General features: G+C 69.2%; 4 protein-coding genes. 1 reads left to right on the forward strand and 3 read right to left on the reverse strand.

Annotation, left to right across the window (positions count from 1 at the left end):
• Positions 1-962 (forward strand): glycoside hydrolase family 3 C-terminal domain-containing protein (locus tag Q4F04_RS15585; protein ID WP_303370701.1); only part of this gene is annotated, 962 nt, incomplete at its 5' end.
• 48 nt (positions 963-1,010) lie between these two features.
• Here Q4F04_RS15585 and Q4F04_RS15590 read toward each other — a convergent pair.
• From Q4F04_RS15590 to Q4F04_RS15600, 3 genes are all read right to left on the reverse strand, one after another.
• Positions 1,011-1,409, reverse strand: coding sequence for a PIN domain-containing protein (locus Q4F04_RS15590; protein ID WP_303370702.1), 399 nt, complete (start codon positions 1,407-1,409; stop codon positions 1,011-1,013).
• Positions 1,394-1,651, reverse strand: a complete 258-nt coding sequence (locus tag Q4F04_RS15595) for a type II toxin-antitoxin system Phd/YefM family antitoxin (protein ID WP_204410858.1) — start codon at positions 1,649-1,651, stop codon at positions 1,394-1,396. The genes Q4F04_RS15590 and Q4F04_RS15595 overlap by 16 nt, the downstream gene beginning before the upstream one ends.
• A gap of 52 nt (positions 1,652-1,703) precedes the next feature.
• The coding region (locus Q4F04_RS15600; RefSeq protein ID WP_303370703.1) for a dihydrofolate reductase family protein at positions 1,704-2,226 on the reverse strand (523 nt) is incomplete at its 5' end.

A 2,226-nucleotide genomic window follows, 5' to 3' on the forward strand; every position in this document is an offset into this window, starting at 1 on the left:
ACCGGGAGGACATGGAGCTGCCGGCCGCCCAGATCGAGCTGCTGGAGGCGATCCAGCAGGTCACGGGCCGGGTGGTGGTGCTGCTGTCCAACGGCTCCGCCGTGCGCCTGCCCGCAGCGGTCACCGCCGCTCCCGCAGTGCTGGAGACCTGGCTGCTGGGCCAGGCCGGTGGCGAGGCCGTGGCCGACGTGCTGTTCGGCCGCGCGAACCCCTCCGGTCACCTCGCCGAGACCATCCCGCTGCGCCTCGAGGACACCCCCTCCTACCTGCACTTCCCCGGGGACCACTCCCGGGTGCGCTACGGGGAGGGACTGTTCGTGGGCTACCGCGGCTTCGATGCCCTGGGCACCGAGGTGGCCTACCCCTTCGGCCACGGCCTGTCCTACACCACCTTCGAGCTGGGGGACCTGGCCGTGACCTCCGGGGCCGACGGTCTGGACGTCACCGTCACCGTCACCAACACCGGGGAGAGGGCCGGCCGTGCGGTGGTCCAGGCCTACGTGTCCGTCGAGGGCTCGACGGTCACCCGGGCCCTGCGGGAGCTGAAGGGCTTCGGCGACGTGACGCTGGAGCCCGGTGCCTCCGAGCAGCTCAGCATCCGCATCCCCCGCGAGGACCTGCAGTTCTGGTCGGTGGTCGACGGAGCCTGGGTGGTCGAGACCGGCACCTACGCCGTCGAGGTCGGGTTCTCCAGCCGCGACCTGCCGCTGCAGGCCGAGGTGGAGATCGCAGGCGATGAGCCGACGCCGGTGGTGGACACCACCTGGACCGTGGGCGAGGTGATGGCACTGCCTGCCGCACAGGCAGTGCTCGCACCGCTGTTCGCCCAGATGCCGATCGCCGAGGACCCCGAGATGCAGAAGATGATCGCGCAGATGCCCCTGAACCGGCTCTCCGGCCTGGGAGGACTGGACCGCGCGATGATCCAGCAGCTGGTGGACGCCATCAACGCTGCCATGTGAGATCTCACCGCTGCAGGTCAGGGCGCTGAGGGGTCGGGGTGCTACGGGTCAGGGACTCGTCGCGACGACACCGGGCAGGTCGCCGAAGCGTGCCGCGGCGTCGCGGCTCAGCACGATCCTGCCGGTCTGCGCGGCGTGTGCGGCGATGATCAGATCGTGCGCCCCGCGCGGCCTGCCCGAACGACGGGCGTGTGCGATCAGCCGCGCATGATGGGCAGCTGTCGCCTCCGTATAGTCCAGCACCTCGACCGCATCGATGATCGCCTCCAGTGCGCTCTCGCGGTGGGTGACCTGCTGCGCAGTCTGCGCGAACTCAATGCCGATGCGGTACTCCGCGACCGTGATGGAGGCGATCGCCAGCTCATCGTCGTCGAAGGATCGCTGATCCAGCCTGCCGCGCTCGTAGTCGATCAGCAGGTTGGTGTCGAGGATCAGTCGTCGTCCCACGGGTTCTCCGTCATGTCCACGACGTAGTCCAAGGCTTCGGCGATGTCCGTACGGAAGCGGTCATCCGGAGGGGGGATCTTCTGCAGTGCTTCTCGAAGGTCCCGCCCGGTGTGGCGCGGGGCAGGACGGATCTCAGCGATTGGCCGGTTCCCGCGAGTGACCACGACAGCATCGCCGGCTTCGATCGCGTCGAGCAGATCGGAGAAGTGCCGGGAGGCTTCCGTCGCGCTGATGGTCCGCATCCGTCCACCCTATCTGATAATCAGATATCTGGATAGATGCCAGCGAGGGCACTTACCGCATCGGCCCGAGCACGTCGAAGGTGGCGCACACGAATGCCCGGTTCCTGGCCACCGTTCGTAGCGTCAGGTCGAGCCGGCGGGGCAGCAGCGGTTTCCCTGCCCCCAGCGTGACCGGGGTGATCGCGATGATCAGCTGATCCAGCAGGCCCGCATCCACGAACTGCCCGGCCAGGTCCCCTCCGCCCACCACCCACACGTCCTTGGCACCGGCCGCCGCCACCAGCTCGGCGTGCAAGGGAACAACGGATCCGGAGGCGAAGCGCAGGTCGGCCCCCTCGATGCCGGGCAGCTCCGCGTGGGAGAGCACCCAGGCCGGCACCGTGTACGGCCAGCCGTCGCCGTCGGCCTCCAGGTGGTCGCGCAGCCACATGTAGGTGGCCCGGCCCATCACGATCGCGCCCACCGAGCGCATGAAGGCGTCGTTGCCGCCGGGGCCCTCGGGGTCGATGTCCTGGTGGAGCAGCCAGTCCAGGGAGTCGTGCTCATCGGCCAGGAAGCCGTCGAGGGTGGATGCG

It is taken from the genome of Paracoccus sp. (in: a-proteobacteria) (assembly GCF_030536915.1).
Taxonomy (GTDB): domain Bacteria; phylum Pseudomonadota; class Alphaproteobacteria; order Rhodobacterales; family Rhodobacteraceae; genus Paracoccus.